We start from the raw sequence: 18,150 nt of genomic DNA on the forward strand, positions 1-18,150 counted from the left end.
AGCTGATCAGATCTACGGACCCACTGAAGAGGAAAGGGTTCGCACACCGGTGACGACACGCGAGGAGCGAGAGCAAGCGCACCCGTGCGGCGCAACGCCGAGCGACTCGACCCGGCCCGTCCGGCGTTCGAGGACGAGCCCCGTTCGGGCCTAAGCGGGGGTCTGAGGGGGCGCACCCCAGGGGACGGCGCCCCAGCGCACGCCCGCCAATCGGTGCACGTCCCTTCACACCGGCAGGTGTGACGCGCAACACTCGCAGGCGCATGAACGTTGCCACCCAGGGCCCAGAAGGCCCACGGAAGCGAGGTCACGTCATGTCCGTGCAAGACGACCTGATGTCAGTCCAGCGCTGCCTCGACGACCTGAACCGGTCGATGGGCCGCCTGGAGCAGCAAATCGGCAGCGGCGGGCTCGAGATGCGCCGCGTCCGTGCCGACGCCGACCATCTGCGCGAGAGCGTCGCGCTGCTGCGCGAGACGGCCCCCGGCCTCACCTCGCCGCGGCGCCCCGATCTCGTGGCCATCCCCGACACCCCGTACGACAACACCCTGTGGACGGACTCGGACGACGAGGGTCTCGGCGCCCGCGACCGGCACGCCCCCTGACCCCACCGACCGGAGCTCTCCTTGACCACTGGTACGGAACCTCATCCGAACAGCGGCGGCGTACGGACCGGCACGCGCGCCGCGATCGCCGCCCCGCATCTGCGGACCGACCGCTGGTGGCTGGCGCCCGCCGCCACCGCGGCCGGGCTGCTGGCCTTCGTGGTCTATTCGACCTGGCGGGCCTTCGCGGACTCGAACTACTACTCCGCGCCGTACGTCTCGCCGTTCTACTCGCCCTGTCTGGCGGACCGGTGCCAGACCATGCACGCGGGCCCGAACGCGGACCTCTTCGGGAGCTGGTGGGGCATCTCCCCCGCCGTCATCATCCTGATCTTCCCGCTCGGCTTCCGGCTGACCTGCTACTACTACCGCAAGGCCTACTACCGCGGCTTCTGGCTGTCACCCCCGGCCTGCGCGGTGGCGGAACCGCACAAGAAGTACACCGGCGAGACCCGCTTCCCGCTGATCCTGCAGAACATCCACCGGTACTTCTTCTACGCGGCACTCCTCGTGGCAGGCGTCCTGACCTACGACACCGTGCTCTCCTTCCGCGACGAGCACTACCGCTGGGGCCACATGGGCCTGGGCACCCTGGTCTTCCTGCTCAACATCACGCTGATCTGGGCGTACACCCTGTCCTGCCACTCCTGCCGGCACATCGTCGGCGGCAAGCTCAAGCACTTCTCCAAACATCCCGTGCGCTACCGGATGTGGCAGTGGGTCGGGAAGCTGAACGCCCGTCACATGCTGCTCGCCTGGGCCTCGCTGGTCAGCGTGGCACTCGCCGACTTCTACGTGTACCTCGTCGCGTCCGGCGCCTTCGACGATCCGCGCTTCTTCTAGATTGGGTGGGGCCTTCTGATGTCCGTGGTTGACAGGCAGGAGTGGGACGTTGTCGTGGTCGGTGCCGGGGGCGCCGGACTGCGCGCCGCCATCGAGGCGCGCGAACGCGGCGCCCGTACGGCCGTGATCTGCAAGTCGCTGTTCGGCAAGGCGCACACGGTGATGGCCGAGGGCGGCATCGCGGCGGCGATGGGCAACGCCAACTCCCACGACAACTGGCAGGTCCACTTCCGCGACACCATGCGGGGTGGCAAGTTCCTGAACCAGTGGCGGATGGCCGAGCTGCACGCCAAGGAAGCCCCGGACCGGGTGTGGGAGCTGGAGACCTGGGGTGCGCTCTTCGACCGCACGAAGGACGGGCGGATCTCGCAGCGCAACTTCGGCGGCCACGAGTACCCACGGCTCGCGCATGTCGGCGACCGGACCGGGCTCGAACTCATCCGGACCCTCCAGCAGAAGATCGTGTCGCTCCAGCAGGAGGACATGAAGGACACCGGGGACTACGAGAGCCGGCTGAAGGTGTATCAGGAGTGCACCGTCACACGCGTGCTGAAGGACGGCAGCCGGGTCTCGGGGGCGTTCTGCTACGAGCGCGAGTCCGGGCGCTTCTTCGTGCTCGAGGCGCCCTCCGTCGTCATCGCCACCGGCGGCATCGGCAAGTCGTTCAAGGTGACGTCCAACTCGTGGGAGTACACCGGCGACGGGCACGCCCTCGCGCTGCTCGCCGGAGCGCCGCTGCTCAACATGGAGTTCGTGCAGTTCCACCCGACGGGCATGGTCTGGCCGCCGTCGGTGAAGGGGATCCTGGTCACCGAGTCGGTGCGCGGCGACGGCGGGGTGCTCAGGAACTCCGACGGCAAGCGGTTCATGTTCGACTACATCCCGGACGTCTTCAAGGAGAAGTACGCGCAGTCCGAGGAGGAGGGCGACCGCTGGTACGAGGACCCGGACCACAACCGGCGTCCCCCGGAGCTGCTGCCGCGCGACGAGGTCGCCCGCGCCATCAACTCCGAGGTCAAGGCGGGCCGCGGATCGCCGCACGGCGGGGTCTTCCTGGATGTGTCGACCCGTATGCCCGCCGAGGTGATCCGGCGCCGGCTCCCCTCCATGTACCACCAGTTCAAGGAGCTCGCGGACGTCGACATCACGGCGGAGGCGATGGAGGTCGGACCCACCTGCCACTACGTCATGGGCGGCATCGCGGTCGACTCGGACTCGGCGGCGACGCGCGGCGTACCGGGGCTGTTCGCCGCCGGCGAGGTCGCGGGTGGTATGCACGGCTCCAACCGGCTCGGCGGCAACTCCCTCTCCGACCTGCTGGTCTTCGGGCGGCGGGCGGGACTGCACGCCGCCGAGTACGCCGCCGAGCACGCCGACGACCGTCCTCCCGTGGACGACGTCCAGATCGACACGGCGGCCGCCGAGGCCCTGCGGCCCTTCTCGGCGGAGGGCCCGGAGACCGCCACCGGCAGTGCTCCGCCGGGGGACGGCACCCGGGCCCCCGCCGCCGGACGCCCGCCCGAGAACCCGTACACCCTGCACCAGGAACTCCAGCAGGCCATGAACGACCTGGTCGGCATCATCCGCCGCGAGGCCGAGATGGAACAGGCCCTGGAGAAGCTCGCGGAGCTGCGGGTACGGGCACGGCGGGCGGGAGTCGAGGGCCACCGGCAGTTCAACCCCGGCTGGCACCTCGCCCTCGACCTGCGCAACATGCTCCTGGTCAGCGAGTGCGTGGCCCGCGCCGCCCTGGAGCGCACGGAGTCGCGCGGCGGCCACACCCGCGAGGACCACCCGACGATGGAGCGGTCCTGGCGTCGCGTCAATCTCGTGTGCCAACTCACCGATCCCACGGGCGGTTTGGCGGCCACCGACCCCGTGCACGGCCAGATCGACCTCAGCCGCGAGACCACCGAACCCATTCGCCCCGACCTGCTCGCCCTCTTCGAGAAGGAGGAGCTGGTCAAGTACCTCGCCGAAGAGGAGCTCTACGAGTGAGCAGCTACGAGGCCCGCTTCAAGGTGTGGCGCGGGGATGTGAAGGGCGGCGGCCTGGAGGACTTCGCCGTCGAGGTCAATGACGGTGAGGTGGTGCTGGACATCATCCACCGGCTCCAGGCGACCCAGGCCCCGGATCTGGCCGTCCGCTGGAACTGCAAGGCGGGCAAGTGCGGTTCGTGCTCGGCGGAGATCAACGGACGCCCCCGGCTGATGTGCATGACGCGGATGTCGGTGTTCACGCAGGAGGAGACGATCACCGTCACACCGCTGCGCGCCTTCCCCGTCGTACGGGATCTGGTCACGGACGTCGGCTTCAACTACGCGAAGGCGCGGCAGGTTCCCGCCTTCGTTCCCCCGGCCGGTCTCGGCCCCGGCGAGTACCGCATGCAGCAGGAGGACGTGGACCGCTCGCAGGAGTTCCGCAAGTGCATCGAGTGCTTCCTGTGCCAGGACACCTGCCATGTCGTGCGCGACCACGAGGAGAACAAACCGGCGTTCGCGGGCCCGCGCTTCCTGATGCGCGTCGCCGAACTGGACATGCACCCGTTGGACGCCGCCGCCGACACCGGTCTGGACCGCAAGCGCACCGCCCAGGAGGAACACGGCCTCGGCTACTGCAACATCACCAAGTGCTGCACCGAGGTCTGCCCCGAGGGCATCAAGATCACGGACAACGCCCTGATCCCCTTGAAGGAACGGGCAGTCGACCGCAAGTACGACCCGTTGGTGTGGCTGGGGTCGAAGATCAGGAGGCGGGATCCGTCGTCGTAGGAGCGGTGGGGCCGCGGCGGCGGTCCCGGGTCGCCCGGTGCATCAGGGCGGCCCCGGTGATCAGGCCCGCGCCGCTCACGAGGGCGCCCGCGAACTGGAGGAAGCCGGGGCCCGAGAAGGCCAGGTTCAACGACTGGAGCGCGACGGCCGCCGTCACCAGCAGCGCGCCCCGGCCCCACAGGCGGCGCCGGACGACGGGACGGCGCTCCCACCCCGGCACCCGGCCGCCGCGCACGGCGACGATCCCGACGGCCGTCGCGAGTCCGAGGACCACGCCTTCGCCGAGACCGGCCGTAAAGAGCCAGTGCCCTGTCATCGGCGTTCGGGGATGCCGGGGCCACCGGGGCGCCGCGAGGCCATCTGCATCACGAGCCCCACGATGAACAGGGCCATACCGGTCATCGCGAAGGGCGCCATGCTGAGGTCGGGCCCTCGGAACGGGCCGATGAACATGTACAGGGACATCCCGGCGGCCCCCACGACCGAGCCGTACCCCCACAGCTTCGGCCGGACGACACGGGGGCGCAGCCAGGGCGGCACCCAGCCCGTGACGATCCCGGCGATCCCCATCAGCGCCGTGCCGGTCATGGCCAGCGCGGCGAAGCCCACCAGATACAGGTGCACCGTCTCTCCCTCCCCCGCAGCACGCCGACCAGGCGCGCTCTCAGATCATGGCACGGGGTTCTCCAGCAGCGTGAGGGTCTGCCCGACGCTGTGTTCCGCGATCGCCCGCATGAACTCCGGATCCGGGAAGTCGCCGTCGAGGAGCCGGAGCGGGCCCGCGACCAGCGAGAGGTGCATGGCCAGGCGGTAGAGGCGCAGCCGGTCCTCGTCGAGACCGTCGGCACGCAGGGCTGCGTAGGCGTCGTAGCCGTCGTGGAAGCGCTGGCGCAGGAAGACGTGCTCCCACTCGGCGTCGAAGTAGAGCAGGCCCTCGATGTCGATGAGGGCGGGGTGGCCGTGTTCGTCCACGAGGACGTGGTCCGGGCCGAGTTCGCCGTGGACGAGGCCGACGCGGCGGCGCGGGCGGACGGCCCCCGCGAGGGTGTGCAGTCGGTCGTGCAGGGCCTCGCGTACGGCGGCGATCCGGGCGTCGCGTGCGGCGGCCTCCGCCAGGTCGGCCAGCGCCCGTTCGAGGACGACCTCTTCGCACGAACCGCCGTACGCACTGCCGCCGTTGTCGACGACGGCGACCTTGCCGTGGCGGGGTGCCGGATGGGCGTGCATGGTGCGCAGGGCCTCGGCCAGTTCCCGCAGGGGCCCAGCGGCGGCCTGGGGGTCGCGGCGCAGCAGGTCCTCCAGACTGCCGCCGCGTACGTCCTCCACCACGGCCGCGTCCGAGGGCACGTGTGTGTGCGTGCGGTCGGTGAACAGCAGGCGGGGGGTGCGGATGCCGAGGGCGGTGAGCCTGTCGTACGCGGCGGTGAAGAGGTCGAGTCCGGAGGCGTGCGAGAAGGAGTCGCGGGGGTCGGCCGGGGCCGCGTCCCAGTAGTCCTCGGCCGGGTCCCAGACGTAGGCGACCGCGGTGGAACCGTCGTCGAGGAAGAGCCGGTAGACACCCTTCTTGGAGCCGCCGCGCAGACGCGTGACAGCGGTGAGCGTCCGGGCCAGGCCCAGCGCGGCACGGGCGAGGGGCGCCAGGTCGTCTTTCGTGAGCGGCCTGCGTGTGACGGTCATCGGACCCACCCTTCCTCGTACGCCGTCCAGTCCTTCTCCCGGGCGGCGAAGTCCACGTACAGGGCGAGGCCGAAGTGTTCTCGGGTGCGGTCGGTGCGCGACAGGCCCAGGCGGGCGCCGCGGACGGCCGCCGTGACCGTCTCGGCCGAGCCGTGGTGGTCCATGTTGTCCTCGTAGTAGAAGGGCAGGCCCATCAGCAGGTCGGTCGATTTCGGGGTGACTTCGAGGGCGAGGGCGGTCTGCTCGGCGACGTAACCGCCGTACAGGCTCTCCAGGGGAAGCGCGGTGTCGTACGACATCACGGCGATCTGGTCGACCCGGCGGGCGACCTGCCCGAAGAACGCCTGGGACCACCACTTGGGGTGTGCCGTGAAGACGCCCGCGACGGAGTGGAGGTTCGGGAGCGGGTCGATCTGGTGGGCGGCGATGGAGAGTTGGGCGTCGTGGGCCCGGGTGACGCGGCGCAGATCGTCGAGCAGGGAGAGGTAGTCCGAGTCGTCGGAGTGCAGGGGCTCCAGGTCGAAGTGGGCGCCCTCGAAACCGGCGTCGAGGACCTGTCCGGCGGAGCGGACGACGGCGGCCCGGGTGCCCGCCCGTTCCAGACGCATCCCGACCTCCCCCTCGGTGGCGAGCACGTCGCCGAGCCAGGCCTGGACGCGGACGCCGGGCAGTTCGCGGTGCACGGCCTCGACCAGCCAACGCGCTTTCGGGTACGCCGACTCGGGCAGGGTCCCGTCGTGTTCCAGCGGTCCCGCGTGCACGTACAGATCCCGGATCCCGGTCGTCCGCAGCCGCTCCGCGAGCGCCTTGACGTCCGCGTCCTTCTTCCGGCCGTCCACCCAGGCGTGGCCCATCCAGAGGGCGTCACGGTCCCTGGTCCGGGTACCGGGGGCCGGGTCTCCGGCGTAGTTGGCCCGCAGGGCGATGCCCGTGGCGAGTGTGGAGAGGACCAACGCCGCAACGAGCCCGAGCGCGACCCGTTTGGGCCAGCGCAGTCGGGGGTGCCGCCAGCCCCGGCCCACCGTTCGAAGCCAGCCGGGGACACGGCTCGAGGACGTACGGCCCTCGTCGTCCCTCGGCCCGCCCGCTCCCGTGTCCGCCCCCGCCCCGGCCGGTGTCGCCGGGCTCTCCGCCGCCGGCTCCGCCTCGGTCCCCGTGCGCCCCTCGTCCATCCCCCGCGCCCCCTCCGTACGCCCCCGTATCCCTCGTACCCTAAGCGGCCCCGCCTCGGCGCATCCCGGTCGCGCCTCCGGGCAAGCGGTCATACGCTCCCAAATGTGACGTCGCCCCTGAGTCGAAGCCGGCCGCGCCGAGCCACGTCCCACATAGCCGCGCGGGTGGCGCATGCCGTGCTCGGCGGACTGCTGGCGACGGGGTGGCTGCTGCTGCCCGTCGCACGGGCGGGTGCCGACGAGGTGGCGGCCGCGCCCGGGCAGGGTGGGACGAGCACCGCTGATCTCGTGCTGCCCCTCGTCGCGGTGGTCGCCGCGGGGGCGCTGGCGGCGTACTCGTACATCCGGCGCATACGACGGGCCCGGACCCGTACGACACCCGGCGGAGCCACTGCGCATCCCGCCCCGTTCGCCGAACTCGACCGGCGGGCACGGCAGTCGCTCGTCGAGATCGACGACTGCGTGCGCACCGGTGCGGAGGAACTCGGCTGGGCGGAGGCCCAGTTCGGTAAGGATGCCGTCGAGACGTACACGGCGGCGCTGGCGTTCGCACGCTCCGAGCTGACGGCGTCCTTCCGGCTGCGGCAGCGACTGGACGACACCGTGCCGGACGACGACCTGGTGAAGCGGCTGCTGCTGGAGGAGATCGCCGCCCGCTGCATGGAGGCGGGGCGGCGGCTGGACGCGGAGGCGGCCGGCTTCGACCTGCTGCGCGCCCTGGAACGGACCCTGCCCGCCGCGCTGGAGTCGGCGGAGGCCCGTTTCCGGGAGCTCGCCGCGCGCACCCCGGCCGCGGAGGCGGCGCTCGCCGAGCTCCACGAGCGGTACCCGCCCTCCGCGTCCCTGCCCGTCGCGGGCCACGTCGAACAGGCCAAGGACCGGCTCGTGTTCGCCACCACCCGCCTCAACCAGGCCCGTCGGTCCCTCGACCGGGGGGAGGGCGAGCGGGCGTCGGCACATCTGCGGGCCGCCGAAGGCGCCGTCGACCAGGCGGGCCTCTTCCTGGACGGTGTCTTCCGGCTCTCCCGCGAACTCGCCTCCGCGGCGGCCCGGTTGCCCGGCGCGCTGCGCGACGCGGAGGCCGAACTCGCGGCGGCGCGCGGCCTCCCGGCCGTCGGTGCGCTGCCCGGACGGATCGCGCATGCCGCGTCGGTCGTCGCCGACGTGCGGCGGGAGAGCGCGGGCGGCGGCCATCCCTACGACCCGCTCGACGCCCTCCGTCGCGTCGTTGACGCCGGAGCACCGCTCCTGGCCGAGGACCGCGTTCCCGTCGACCGGCCCTTCCTCGACCACGCGCTGCTGCCGGCCCGCAGTGTCGTCGCCCTCGCCTCGGACTTCGTCACCACGCACCGGGGAGCGGTCGGGGCCGAGGCCCGGACCCGTCTCTCGGAGGCGGAGCGCCGCCTCGCGCTCGCGCCTTGCGCCCTCGTCGACGTCCGGCACGCCGACGCGCTCGCCCGGGAGGCGGAGCAACTCGCGGAACGGGACGTACGGGCGTACGGGAATCCGTACGCCGGACCCGAGGGTGCGGGCGTCGGCGGTGCGGTGCTCGGCGGGATCCTGCTGGACGACACCCCGGACGCCCCCGCGGCGAGCTTCGGCGGACCGAGGACCCGGGGGCGCGGAGGTTTCAGGGGCGCGGGGAACCGCGCGGTCAGAACAGGCTCAGCAATGCCTCCGCCGGGTCCGTGAGGGGCGTACCGCCGTCCGGGAGCGGGAGTTCGAACCAGACCGTCTTGCCGGCCGGTGTCCGCCGCGAGCCCCACGCGGCGGAGAGCAGACCGACGAGCTGCAGCCCCCGGCCCCCCTCGTCCGTGTCGCGGGCGCGGCGCCGGCGTGGCTGGACGAGGCCCGCGTCCCAGACCTCGCACACCAGGGTCCGGTCGAGCAGCAGACGCAGCCTGATCTCACCCTCGCCGTAGCGCAGCGCGTTGGTGACGAGTTCGCTGACCAGGAGCTCGGTGGTGTCGACGAGCGGCTCCAGCTCCCAGGCGGTGAGCTGGGTGCGCGCGTACTCACGGGCCCGCCCCACACTGCGCGGCTCGCGCGGCAGCGTCCAGTCGCCCACGGAGTCGGCGGGCAGCCCCTGGACACGAGCCATCAGCAGCGCGATGTCGTCCTCGCCGTGGTGGGTGTCGAGGGTGTTGAGGACGTGGTCGCAGACATCCTCCAGGGGCCGGGAGGGGTCGGTGAGCGCGCCGACGAAGGCTTGCAGGCCCTCGTCGAGGGGGTGGTCGCGCGATTCGACCAGTCCATCCGTGTAGAGCGCCAACAGGGCGCCTTCGGGTAGTTCGACCTCCACCTCCTCGAAGGGCTCGCCGCCCACGCCGAGGGGCATGCCGGGCGGCACGTCGAGCATCAGCGCGCTCTCGCCGGGTTCGACCAGCACGGGCGGCAGATGGCCCGCGTTGGCGAAGGTGCAGCGGCGGGTCACGGAGTCGTACACCGCGTACACGCAGGTCGCCAGGTACACCTCGGAGAGGTCGGCGTCGCGGGGCTGGCGGGCCGCACGGGTGGCCTGCTGGACCCCGCCGGGGGTGCCGAGGCCGCGGGCGATCTCGTCCAACGCCGAGAGCACTTCGGCGGGTTCGAGATCGAGGAGGGCCAGGGTGCGGACCGCGGTGCGCAGTTCACCCATGGCGACCGCCGCGCGCAGACCGCGCCCCATGACGTCGCCGACGACCAACGCCGTGCGGTGGCCGGGGAGTTCGATGACGTCGAACCAGTCGCCGCCGACCTCGGTCGCCGCGTTGCCGGGCAGGTACCGGCACGCGATGTCCAGGCCGGAGGCCTCCGGGTCGCCCGGCGGGAGGAGCGAGCGCTGCAGGATCAGCGCGCGTTCGTGCTCGCGGCGGTACAGACGGGCGTTGTCGATGCAGACCGCGGCGCGCGCCGCGAGTTCCACCGCGAGCGCCCGGTCGCGGTCGCCGAACGGCTCGCTGCCCTTCGTACGGGAGAACTGGGCGAGGCCGACCACCGTGTCGTGGGCGACCATCGGGACCGCCAGCGTGGACTGGATGAGGCCGCCGTCCTCGGCGGGGACCTGTTGCGGGCGGGCGGTGCGCAGGGCGTCCGCGCAGGGCGAGTTGAAGGCGTAGTGATGGACCGCGCCCACGGCGACCGGCGCCGGTCCGCCGATGAACGGCGCGTCGGACACGGCGCTGGCGAAGGCGACCCGGCGCAGTTCCGCGCTGCCGTCGGCGAGCGCCCGCGGGGTCTCGTCGCCCGCGAGCAGGCCCTGGTAGAGGTCGACGGTGGCGAGGTCGCAGAAACCGGGCACGACGACGTCGAGGAGTTCGCGTGCGGTGGTCTCCAGGTCGAGGGAGTTGCCGATGCGGGCGCCCGCCTCGTTCAGAAGGGCGAGATTGCGCCGTGCGGCGGCCGCTTCCCGGGCCGCGGCGCGGCGGCTGGTGATGTCGGTTCCGAGCCAGGCGATACCGATGGGGCGGCCGGAGCCGCTGTGCACGCGGTAGAGGTTGACGGACCAGTGCCGGCGCTCGTCGGAGCCGGGTATGAAACCGGTGACGTGCATGTCCGTGATGGAGTCGCCGGTTTCGAGGACGCGGCGCAGCGTCGCGGCGACCCGCTCGGCCTCGGAACGCGGCAGGTAGTCGTGGACCGTACGGCCACGGTGGCTCTCCACGTTTCCGCCGAACACCGAGGCGAACTGCTTGTTGGCGCGCCGGACCCGCAGATCCGTGTCGATGAGCAGGAAGCCGAACGGAGATTGACCGAAAATCGCCTGCGAGGCGGCGAGGTCCGTCTCGATGCTGCGGAGGGTCCGGACGTCCACAACGATGCACACGGCGGCCCGCTCGCCGTCCTCCGTCGTGGTGGGCATCACATAGACCTCGGCGAGGCCCTCCTCGCCCGGCTCGCCGTCCCCGGTGGCCGGCACGCGGAAGGGGACCACACCGGTCCACTCGCGGCCGTCCAGGATCTCCGCCATCTTGCGCTGGCCGCGTTCGCGCTGGTCGGGTTCGAAGAACGCCTCGATGGGGTCCATACCGAGGGCGCGTTCCGCGGATATCCCGAAGAGCTGCTCGGCACGCAGGCTCCACTGGTCGACGAGGCCGTCGGCGCCGATGGAGAACGAGGCGACCTTGATGTAGTCGTAGATCGAACCGGGCGGGCTGCTCTGCCACATCGTGTCACCCAGGGGCTCGCCGGGCGGTTCTCCGTACGGCTCTACGTGCGATGCGCCGCGTGATGCGGCGTGCGGTGCGCCAGGCGGCACGGCCGTGGCCCGGTCCATGTCCGCACCCAAGTCCGTACCCGTATCCGCGCCCGCGCCCGTACCCGTGTCCGTCGGGGTGCCGGCCGCCCGGGGCCTCGCGTCGCCGCTCGGTCCGGAGGGTGCGCCGCCCCATGGTGTGTTCGTCGGCTCGGTTCTCGCGTCGCCTCGCGGCTCGGTCATGGCGTCACTCATCGCCCCGCCCGTCGCTCCGGCCACGGCAAAACCCCCCGCGGCCTCCGCCCTCGCGCCGTCCGACGGGTCCTCGGACTCCGTGGCCTTCGCTGGTATCTCGCTCACGCGATCCGTCCCCTCCAGCTCACCGCGTCCGGCACCGGTCACCGGGGGCGGCTGCCCGCAGTATCCAGCACTACGGCGCCGCACAACACGGTGTTCACGATCACAGCACGGTCCCGATGGTTTTTGGACCGGCCGCGACATACTCCCAGTCTTCTAACCAGGTGGCGCCCCATCGAATCAAAGACTCCGGACAACTCTGGTGGCCTGAAGCGATCGGTCGCCCCACCCTCCGCCCGACACACCCTCAGCACGACAGCCGACGGACCCTCAGTCGGGCACCGCCAGTTCGAACCACACCGTCTTTCCAGTGTTCCCGGGCCGGGTACCCCAGCGCCGCGACGAGCCCGCCACCAGTTGCAGCCCTCGGCCACTCTCGTCGTCCGCGTCGGCGGACCGTTCGCGGGGCGGGTCGGGCAACGGGTCGGAGACTTCCACCAGAAGGGCACCCGGCAGTCCCGCGGGTCCGACCAGACGGACACCGATGGGGCCGGTGGCGTGCCGCAGCGAGTTGGTCACCAGCTCGCTGACCAGCAGCGCGGTCACATCACTGAGGGAATCCAGCCCCCAGGTGCGCAGCTGGCCCCGGACGACGGCACGGGCGGTGCGGACGGCACCGGGCTCCGCGGGAAAGCTCCACTCGGCGTAGTCGCCTTCGGTGTCGATCACGCCGATCACTTCCCAGGCCAGGAACCCACCCATGTCCGGTTTCGTGGGGTTAATGGGCACATACCCGATATCCGGGACGCTTTACCGCACATGTGGGCGCACTGTGGCACGAACGGCGTACGGGACCCCGAGCCGCGGACGCGACTCGCGCTCTCCCGCTCCCGAAAGCCGCACACACAGCGCCGCGCCCCGGCGCCCGCGCTCGCACGTCAGCCGGCGCCTCCCAGAAAGACCGATGCACCCCAGAAAGGCCGCTGCACCCAAGAAAGACCGCTGTCCCCCAAAGAGAGGAGCGGGCACACGACAGCGGGTCCGGCGCCCCTCCGACGTCTCGGTCCCTCCGACATCTCGGCCGTCTCAGGCGTCCCAGCGCCGCAGTACGGCCTTCACGGCGGGGATGTCCTGGTCCAGCCAGTCCACGTCCCAGAGCTCGTCCGGAGTCAGCCAGCGCAGGTCGTCATGGTCCTCGAGAGGCACCGGATCGGCCGAGCCGGGGAGCAGCCGCGCGGTCCACACGTGCAGGACGTACGGCGTCCGCAGGGGCCACTCTCCCGGGACGCGCTCGATGGACTCCGCCGTGACGCCGAGTTCCTCGCGCAGTTCGCGTACGAGGGCGGCTTCGGGAGCCTCACCCGGCTCCACCTTGCCGCCGGGCAGCTCCCAGCGGCCGGCCAGCTCGGGGGGTGCGCTGCGGCGCGCGGCGAGGAGGCGTCCGTCGTGCAGCAGGGCGCCGCCCACCACCACGATCGTTTCGTCCATGCGCCGGAGCCTACGGCAGGGCACACCGGACGCGGACCGTCACTTGGATCCGTTCTGCGCGATCCGCTCGACCCAGTAGAGCTGCTTGTGGCCGCGGTCGTCGAGGCTGTCCGCGATCTTCTGGGCCTCGGCCCGGGTCGCGTACCTCCCGACGCGGTAGCGATTGCCGTTGTCGTCCTGTCGTATGACGAGCCAGGGAAGAGTGATCGTGCCCTCGTTCATCAAGCCCCTCCACTTCCCGCCCCCGGCTCGCGCCGTGCCTCGCACGCTAAGGAAACCGCAATCCGCATATGCCCGAGCCTACGCCTAACCTTTACGCAGCGAATACGCCTTTGCACAAAGAGGTACGCAACCAGCCAAGGCGGAGGGGGCGCATGCGTACGAACGCGCCGTCGACCGCCCTCCGTGCGCCCTCCAGACAGCGCGAACTCCGCCCCGAGCAGGGCATTTGAGAAAGGCCAGATTGCAACCGAGGCCGCGCGCCGGGCACTTGGCGGCCGGCCCGCCCGGGAACGAGGTCGGACCGCGCCCCGCGGACGCCGACCGCCCGTGAACTCCTACGCCTACTTCACCGGCAGGTGATACGCGATGCGATACCGGTCCGCCGGTACGACGACGTCGGCCGTCTCCACCGGACGGCCCGAGGCGAAGTACGTCCGCTGGATGACGACGACCACATGCCCGGGGACACCGCCCAGCGCGAGGAGTTCCTCGGCGAGGCCGGGGCGGGCTCCCACTTCCTCCGTGACGTTGTCCACGATCACGTCGATGGCCGCCATCCGCTCGACGACGCCCATGCCGCCGAGCGGGCCCTCCTCGGGGAGCATCACCGGGGTGCGGCCCGTGACGGCGAGGGGCTCCCAGGAGGTGGAGAGCATCATCGCCTCGCCGCCGTCCCGGAAGACGTAGTTCGTGCACATGACGCGGTCGCCGGGCCGGATCGAGAGACGCTCGGCGATCGCGCCGCTCGCCTCGGCCTGCGCGCTGTGCGACTCCCAGGTGCCGCGCACGGACAGGTCGGCCTGCTCCTGGCGGAAGGGGGTCACGCCGCTGTCCGGGCGGTACCCGGAGCGGGCCACCCGGCGCGGCACCGGCCGCTCCCGCACATACGTCCCCGAGCCGGAGCGGCCCTCGACCAGGCCCTCGGCCATCAGCACCTTGCGCGCCTCCAGGGCGACCGTGTCCGAGACCCCGTACTCCTCGCGGATCCTGGCCTGGGAGGGGAGGCGGGTGTGTGGTGGCAGCGAACCGTCGACGATCTTCTTGCGGAGATCACCCGCGACACGCAGATACGCCGGCTGCTCACCGAAAGTCACTGGCCGCTCCCATCAGGTTGTACAGACAGCAACAGCCTGGCAACCGTGGGTTGTGCCACGCAAGCGCAGGCCAGAGAATCACTCGATGTGATTACTTATGCCTGCCGAGGGCTTTACCCAGGCACTTTCTCCCCGCTATAGCCCGCGTCACACCTCCACACCCCCACCGTTTCCCCCGTCGCCCCGACCGTCCCCTCCTCCGCCGCCCGACGGCGGGGTGGCAGTGAGGCCCAAAACCTTGCGTGCGGTGACCGTCTTCCTCGGGTCGGCTTGACGTCGAGGCGCACGCATAGCCTGCACACATGACACCTTTGCCGGATCGCTTCTGCCCGGCGGACGGTACGCGCGTCCCCGGCGGCTCGCTCGACTGGTGCTGCCCGGTCTGCCGTGGCCCGCTCGACCTGCTCTTCGCACCGACCCCCGCACCCCTCACCTCCCTGACCGGGCGCGTGAACTCACTGTGGCGGTACGCGGAGTGCCTGCCGCTGGCCGCACCCACGGTCAGCCTGGGCGAGGGCCGCACCCCGCTGGTGGAGCTGCACGGGGGCATCTCGGCCAAGCTGGACTTCCTGATGCCGACCCTGTCCTTCAAGGACCGCGGCGCCGTCCTGCTGGTCGAGCTGGCACTGCGGCTGGGGCCCCGGCAGGTGCTCGCGGACAGCAGCGGCAACGCGGGGACGGCGATCGCCGCGTACTGCGCGCGGGCCGCGCTGCCCTGCACGGTGTACGTCCCCGAGGGCACGTCACCGAAGAAGCTGGAGCAGATCGAGGCGCACGGCGCGCGGGTGCATGTCGTGGACGGGGACCGGGAGGCGACGGCACGAGCGGCCCGCGAAGCCGCGGACTCGCCCGGCACGTTCTACGCCTCGCACGTCTTCAACCCGTACTTCCTGCACGGCACGAAGACGTACGTGCACGAGCTCTGGGAAGACCTGGGCGGGCGCCTGCCCGACGTCATCGTCGTCCCCGTCGGCAACGGCACACTGCTCCTCGGCGCCGCCCTGGCCGTCGTCGAGCTGCACCGTGCGGGGCTCATCGACCGGCGGCCCGCGCTGTACGCGGTCCAGGCCGCCGCGGTGGCCCCGCTCGCGCACGCCTGGGCCGAGGGCGCGCAAGAGCTGGTCGGCGTCACCCCTATGGCCCCCACCTTCGCCGAGGGAATCGCCATCCCGCGCCCGCCCCGGGCCCGCCAGATCCTGCGCACCGTAAGCGCCTTCGGCGGCACGTTCCTCACGGTGACGGAGGACCAGATCCAGCACGCCCAGCGGGACTTGGCGGCACGGGGCCTGTACGTCGAGTCGACGGGGGCGGCGTGCTGGGCGGCGGTACGGGAGGGGGTGCTCCGGGGACGTACGGCGGTGGTACCGCTGTGCGGGGCGGGCGTGAAGACCGGGTTGGCCCGGGGGTAGGGCCCGTCCGCCGGTCCACGCAGGCGTGCCCCTCACGGCTCCCGCACACCACCCTGCCCCGACCCCGTGCCGCCCGCCAGTCGTAGTTGCTCCTCCTCCACGATGCGGCGGGCGAGGGCGCTGTCGGAGATGTCGACCGCGTCCGGGCTCTGTTCGGCGGTGTCACTGCGGCGGGCGTAGGCGTCGAACAGACGGGTCTTGTTCTTGAGGATGTGCAGCAGGCGCTGGTCGACGCTGTCGGTGGTGAGGAGTCGGTGCACCTGGACGGGCCGCACCTGGCCCATGCGGTGGGCGCGGGCCACGGCCTGATGCTCCATCGTGGGCTTGACCTGCGGTTCGCACAGGATGACCACGGACGCGGCCTGAAGGTTGAGTCCGATACCGGCGGCCTCGATCTGACAGAGGAGGACCGCGTGACCGGGAGCTGCCGTGAAGTCGTCGACGAGACGCTGCCGGCGCACGGCGGGCACGGCACCGGAGACCGGCCCGAACACGCCTCTCGCCCGCGCCCGTTGCCCCGTCCCCGGGCCGTCCTGACCCGCCTCCAACACCTGCTGAACCGTGCCCAGCACATCCCTGAAGTAGGAGAACACCACGACCTTCAGGCCGTTCTCCGCCGCCTCGGCGACCAGTTCGCGCAGTCGCCCCAGCTTCGCGGACTTCTCCGCGTCGGCGTACGCGGCCCTGCGCATCGCCATGAAGTTCCCGTCCTCGACCGCCCTGAGGTACGCCGCCCGGTCCGCGGCGCTGAGCTCCTCCCACTCGTCGACCTCCACCAGCGCGGGCAGCTCGGTGAGGACGTCCCGCTGGTTGCGGCGCAGGTAGGCGGGGGCGACGGACTTGCGGAAGGCGTGCGGACCGGCGGCCGCGGTGGCGTGCCGTATCGCGGGGAGGAGGGTGGGCTGGAGGTAGCGGACGAGGGTGCGGAACTCCTCGACCCGGTTCTCCATGGGCGTCCCGGTGAGGAACAGGACACGCTCGCAGTGCCCCGTCCAGGCCGCGACCGCCTTGGAACGGCGGGTGTCCGGATTCTTCACGTAGTGCGCCTCGTCGACGACCACCATCCCCGGCTTCGTCCCCTCGCCGTCCGGGGTGGGCAGCCGGTGCAGCATGTCGTACGTGGTGATCGCGACACCGCCGCGCTCCCGCCACTCCTCGTAGGCCTCCAGCCGCTCCGCACCGTGCACCGGCAGGGCCCGCAACGTGCTGCGCGCGCCGATCTCGCGCGTCCAGTTGATCAGTACGCTCGCCGGGCAGACGACCAGGAAGTGGCTGTGCCCGTCCGCCGCGAGATGGGCGAGCACGGCGATGGCCTGCACGGTCTTGCCGAGCCCCATCTCGTCGCCGAGGACGACCCGGCGCTGGGCGAGCGCGAACCGGGCGCCGAAGTCCTGGTAGCCGCGCAGCGAGACCCGGCGCCGGGTGTCGTCCAGCACCTGGGCGTGCACCCGCTCGGCGACCTCCGACGGCAGGAAGCCCTCGACGGCCGCCACGTCCGAACGGTGCTCACTGACCTCGGCGAGCTGGCTGTAGTACTCCGTGGAGCGCAACTCGAAGTCGACCCACGCCTCGATCTCGGAGGCGGGCTCCCGCAGCAGGTCGGTCGAGGCCTGAGCGAGCAGCAGGCGTACGTCACGGGCGCCCGCGTCGGCGGTCAGCTCGCGCAGTTCGGCGACCGCGTCGAGCGCGCTCCGTCGCCGCTCCCGCCCCGCGAGCGCCATCCGCAGCCGTCCGCCGGCGGGCCGGGCCGCGGGCAGCAGCGCCCCGAGCCGCTCGTCGATCCGCGTCGCCGCGTCCACGGCCCGGCGCAGCTCGGGACCGGCCTCGACGAGGGTGCGCAGCGCGATCACCAGGGCGGTCGTGCGGGGCTCGGGCCGGTCGACGTCCATCCGTACGGAAACGGTCTCCTCCACCGCGCGCGCGAGCTGCCGGGCCGCGGCGAGGGCCCGGTCGGCGGTCTGCGCGCCCACCCCCGGCAGCTGCCGCAGCTCGTACCGCCCCGCCTCGTACACCGCCCGCACCGACGCGAACCCGGCCGTCTCCAGCGCCCCGAGCCGCAGCCGCCCCTCGGTGACGTCCTTCAGCCGGGAGACAGGGATGGACTCCAGCTCCTTGCCGACGAGTTCGGCGTGGATCGGTGCGAGCGCCGCGCGCACCGCTTCGAGCGCGCGGGCGTGATCGGCGAGCACACCTCGCGCGGCCTCGTGCAGTGCGACGCCCTCGGCGAGCAGACTCCGCTCACGTTTCCCCACCGGACCGACATTACTGCCCACCACCGACAGCCCGGCCCGGCTCCCGGCGCGCGGGCCACCGCGGTCACACGCCCCGGATCCGCCTGGAAAAAGAAGGGGCTCGACTCCGAAGAGCCGGGCCCCTTCCGATCCGCGTCTTCGCGATC

At 71.9% G+C, this 18,150-nt stretch carries 16 protein-coding genes; 6 read left to right on the forward strand and 10 right to left on the reverse strand.

The genetic code is table 11. The features are described 5' to 3' along the window. The first annotated feature begins 314 nt into the window (after positions 1-314). From OG568_RS19805 to OG568_RS19820, 4 genes are read left to right on the forward strand one after another with little or no spacing between them, the layout of a single operon-like run. Positions 315-605, forward strand: coding sequence for a hypothetical protein (locus tag OG568_RS19805; RefSeq protein WP_329532540.1), 291 nt, complete (start codon positions 315-317; stop codon positions 603-605). 21 nt (positions 606-626) lie between these two features. Continuing rightward, a complete protein-coding gene (locus tag OG568_RS19810; RefSeq protein WP_266436333.1) occupies positions 627-1,448 on the forward strand; it encodes a hypothetical protein in 822 nt (273 codons plus the stop codon). An 18-nt stretch (positions 1,449-1,466) separates the two neighbouring features. Beyond that, complete coding sequence (locus OG568_RS19815; protein WP_329532541.1) at positions 1,467-3,446, forward strand: fumarate reductase/succinate dehydrogenase flavoprotein subunit; 1,980 nt, start codon at positions 1,467-1,469, stop codon at positions 3,444-3,446. Then, positions 3,443-4,219, forward strand: a complete 777-nt coding sequence (locus OG568_RS19820) for a succinate dehydrogenase/fumarate reductase iron-sulfur subunit (RefSeq protein WP_329532542.1) — start codon at positions 3,443-3,445, stop codon at positions 4,217-4,219. Before OG568_RS19815 ends, OG568_RS19820 begins: the two co-directional genes overlap by 4 nt. On the opposite strand, the gene OG568_RS19825 is transcribed toward OG568_RS19820, so the two are convergent. From OG568_RS19825 to OG568_RS19840, 4 genes are read right to left on the reverse strand one after another with little or no spacing between them, the layout of a single operon-like run. Further along, complete coding sequence (locus OG568_RS19825) at positions 4,194-4,535, reverse strand: hypothetical protein (RefSeq protein WP_329532543.1); 342 nt, start codon at positions 4,533-4,535, stop codon at positions 4,194-4,196. The genes OG568_RS19820 and OG568_RS19825 overlap by 26 nt on opposite strands. Beyond that, positions 4,532-4,843: a hypothetical protein gene (locus OG568_RS19830; protein ID WP_329532544.1), complete on the reverse strand. Its 312-nt coding sequence runs from the start codon at positions 4,841-4,843 to the stop codon at positions 4,532-4,534. Before OG568_RS19830 ends, OG568_RS19825 begins: the two co-directional genes overlap by 4 nt. Positions 4,844-4,888: 45 nt before the next feature. Then, on the reverse strand, positions 4,889-5,896 hold the full coding sequence (locus OG568_RS19835; protein WP_329532545.1) for a phosphotransferase family protein: 1,008 nt from the start codon (positions 5,894-5,896) through the stop codon (positions 4,889-4,891). Next, on the reverse strand, positions 5,893-7,068 hold the full coding sequence (locus OG568_RS19840; protein ID WP_329532546.1) for a hypothetical protein: 1,176 nt from the start codon (positions 7,066-7,068) through the stop codon (positions 5,893-5,895). Before OG568_RS19840 ends, OG568_RS19835 begins: the two co-directional genes overlap by 4 nt. 105 nt (positions 7,069-7,173) lie before the next feature. Here OG568_RS19840 and OG568_RS19845 point away from each other — a divergent pair, with 105 nt between their 5' ends. Further along, complete coding sequence (locus tag OG568_RS19845; protein ID WP_329532547.1) at positions 7,174-8,760, forward strand: hypothetical protein; 1,587 nt, start codon at positions 7,174-7,176, stop codon at positions 8,758-8,760. Here the strand turns inward: OG568_RS19845 and OG568_RS19850 are convergent. The 5 genes from OG568_RS19850 to OG568_RS19870 all read right to left on the reverse strand — a co-directional run bounded on the left by OG568_RS19850 (position 8,723) and on the right by OG568_RS19870 (position 14,343). Next, entirely contained in the window at positions 8,723-11,602 is a 2,880-nt protein-coding gene (locus OG568_RS19850; RefSeq protein ID WP_329532548.1) for a SpoIIE family protein phosphatase, read from the reverse strand. The genes OG568_RS19845 and OG568_RS19850 overlap by 38 nt on opposite strands. A 267-nt stretch (positions 11,603-11,869) precedes the next feature. Beyond that, positions 11,870-12,301: an ATP-binding protein gene (locus tag OG568_RS19855; RefSeq protein WP_266585467.1), complete on the reverse strand. Its 432-nt coding sequence runs from the start codon at positions 12,299-12,301 to the stop codon at positions 11,870-11,872. 324 nt (positions 12,302-12,625) lie between these two features. Then, a complete protein-coding gene (locus tag OG568_RS19860; protein WP_329532549.1) occupies positions 12,626-13,027 on the reverse strand; it encodes a (deoxy)nucleoside triphosphate pyrophosphohydrolase in 402 nt (133 codons plus the stop codon). Positions 13,028-13,066: 39 nt separating this feature from the next. Next, positions 13,067-13,249 (reverse strand): SPOR domain-containing protein, encoded by a 183-nt coding sequence (locus tag OG568_RS19865; RefSeq protein ID WP_266436355.1) that lies wholly within the window; start codon positions 13,247-13,249, stop codon positions 13,067-13,069. A 341-nt stretch (positions 13,250-13,590) separates the two neighbouring features. Then, positions 13,591-14,343 carry a GntR family transcriptional regulator gene (locus OG568_RS19870; RefSeq protein WP_266436357.1) on the reverse strand — a complete coding sequence of 251 codons (753 nt, stop codon included), beginning with the start codon at positions 14,341-14,343 and terminating at the stop codon, positions 13,591-13,593. A gap of 302 nt (positions 14,344-14,645) precedes the next feature. Here OG568_RS19870 and OG568_RS19875 point away from each other — a divergent pair, with 302 nt between their 5' ends. After that, positions 14,646-15,752 (forward strand): threonine synthase, encoded by a 1,107-nt coding sequence (locus OG568_RS19875; protein WP_329532550.1) that lies wholly within the window; start codon positions 14,646-14,648, stop codon positions 15,750-15,752. Positions 15,753-15,784: 32 nt separating this feature from the next. Here the strand turns inward: OG568_RS19875 and OG568_RS19880 are convergent, their stop codons facing one another. Beyond that, complete coding sequence (locus tag OG568_RS19880; RefSeq protein WP_329532551.1) at positions 15,785-18,004, reverse strand: DEAD/DEAH box helicase; 2,220 nt, start codon at positions 18,002-18,004, stop codon at positions 15,785-15,787. Between the last annotated feature and the right edge of the window lie 146 nt (positions 18,005-18,150).

This window comes from Streptomyces sp. NBC_01450, assembly GCF_036227505.1.
Lineage (GTDB): Bacteria > Actinomycetota > Actinomycetes > Streptomycetales > Streptomycetaceae > Streptomyces.

Excerpts from the sequence above, each read along its gene's own strand:
- OG568_RS19805 (WP_329532540.1), top strand. The coding sequence starts at position 315 with ATGTCCGTGCAAGACGACCTGATGTCAGTCCAGCGCTGCCTCGACGAC.
- OG568_RS19815 (WP_329532541.1), top strand. The coding sequence starts at position 1,467 with ATGTCCGTGGTTGACAGGCAGGAGTGGGACGTTGTCGTGGTCGGTGCC.
- OG568_RS19825 (WP_329532543.1), bottom strand. The coding sequence starts at position 4,535 with ATGACAGGGCACTGGCTCTTTACGGCCGGTCTCGGCGAAGGCGTGGTC.
- OG568_RS19835 (WP_329532545.1), bottom strand. The coding sequence starts at position 5,896 with ATGACCGTCACACGCAGGCCGCTCACGAAAGACGACCTGGCGCCCCTC.
- OG568_RS19840 (WP_329532546.1), bottom strand. The coding sequence starts at position 7,068 with ATGGACGAGGGGCGCACGGGGACCGAGGCGGAGCCGGCGGCGGAGAGC.
- OG568_RS19855 (WP_266585467.1), bottom strand. The coding sequence starts at position 12,301 with ATGGGTGGGTTCCTGGCCTGGGAAGTGATCGGCGTGATCGACACCGAA.
- OG568_RS19860 (WP_329532549.1), bottom strand. The coding sequence starts at position 13,027 with ATGGACGAAACGATCGTGGTGGTGGGCGGCGCCCTGCTGCACGACGGA.
- OG568_RS19865 (WP_266436355.1), bottom strand. The coding sequence starts at position 13,249 with ATGAACGAGGGCACGATCACTCTTCCCTGGCTCGTCATACGACAGGAC.
- OG568_RS19875 (WP_329532550.1), top strand. The coding sequence starts at position 14,646 with ATGACACCTTTGCCGGATCGCTTCTGCCCGGCGGACGGTACGCGCGTC.